Source organism: Ruegeria sp. B11, assembly GCF_056539785.1.
Genome location: NZ_JBQFVO010000018.1, coordinates 1 through 1,177 on the forward strand (window position 1 = coordinate 1; position 1,177 = coordinate 1,177).

The 1,177-nt window shown below is 58.9% G+C and carries 1 protein-coding gene; it reads right to left on the bottom strand.

Going from position 1 to position 1,177, the window contains the following annotated elements:
* Position 1: 1 nt before the first annotated feature.
* The coding region (gene tuf / locus ACR0I1_RS20500; RefSeq protein WP_010441214.1) for an elongation factor Tu at positions 2–1,177 on the bottom strand (1,176 nt) is incomplete at its 5' end.

Below are 1,177 nucleotides of genomic sequence, written 5' to 3' on the forward strand. Positions count from 1 at the left end.
ATTACTCGATGATTTTCGAGACGACGCCGGCGCCGACGGTGCGGCCGCCTTCGCGGATCGCAAAGCGCAGGCCGTCTTCCATCGCGATGGGCGCGATCAGCTCGACGGTGAAGCCGACGTTGTCGCCGGGCATAACCATCTCGGTGCCAGCCGCCAGGGTCACGGTGCCGGTCACGTCAGTTGTACGGAAGTAGAACTGCGGACGGTAGTTCGCAAAGAACGGGGTGTGACGACCGCCTTCTTCCTTGGTCAGGATGTAGGCTTCGGCTTCGAACTTGGTGTGCGGTGTAACCGAACCCGGCTTACACAGAACCTGGCCACGCTCAACACCGTCACGGTCGATACCGCGCAGCAGGGCGCCGATGTTGTCGCCCGCTTCACCGCGATCCAGCAGCTTGCGGAACATTTCAACACCAGTACAGGTGGTTTTCTGAGTGTCACGGATGCCGACGATTTCGATCTCGTCGCCAACATTGATCACGCCACGCTCGACACGGCCGGTCACAACAGTACCACGGCCCGAGATCGAGAACACGTCTTCGACCGGCATCAGGAACGGCTTGTCAACTTCACGCTCAGGGGTGTCGATGTAGTCATCAACAGCCGCCATCAGCTCTTTGATCTTCTCTTCGCCGATTTCCGGGTTGTTGCCTTCCATCGCCGCCAGAGCCGAACCTGCGATGATCGGAATATCGTCGCCGGGGTATTCATAGCTGGACAGCAGTTCGCGAACTTCCATCTCAACCAGTTCCAGCAGCTCTTCGTCGTCAACCTGGTCAACTTTGTTCATGAACACGACCATCTTCGGGATGCCAACCTGGCGGCCCAGCAGGATGTGCTCGCGGGTCTGCGGCATCGGGCCGTCAGCTGCGTTCACAACCAGGATCGCGCCGTCCATCTGAGCGGCACCGGTGATCATGTTCTTGACGTAGTCGGCGTGGCCGGGGCAGTCGACATGCGCGTAGTGGCGGTTGTCGGTCTCGTACTCCACGTGGGCGGTCGAGATGGTGATGCCACGTGCTTTTTCTTCAGGCGCGCCGTCAATCTGGTCATACGCTTTGAAGTCACCGAAATACTTGGTGATTGCTGCGGTCAGCGTGGTCTTGCCGTGGTCAACGTGGCCAATCGTGCCGATGTTGACGTGCGGCTTATTACGCTCAAACTTTTCCTTTGCCAT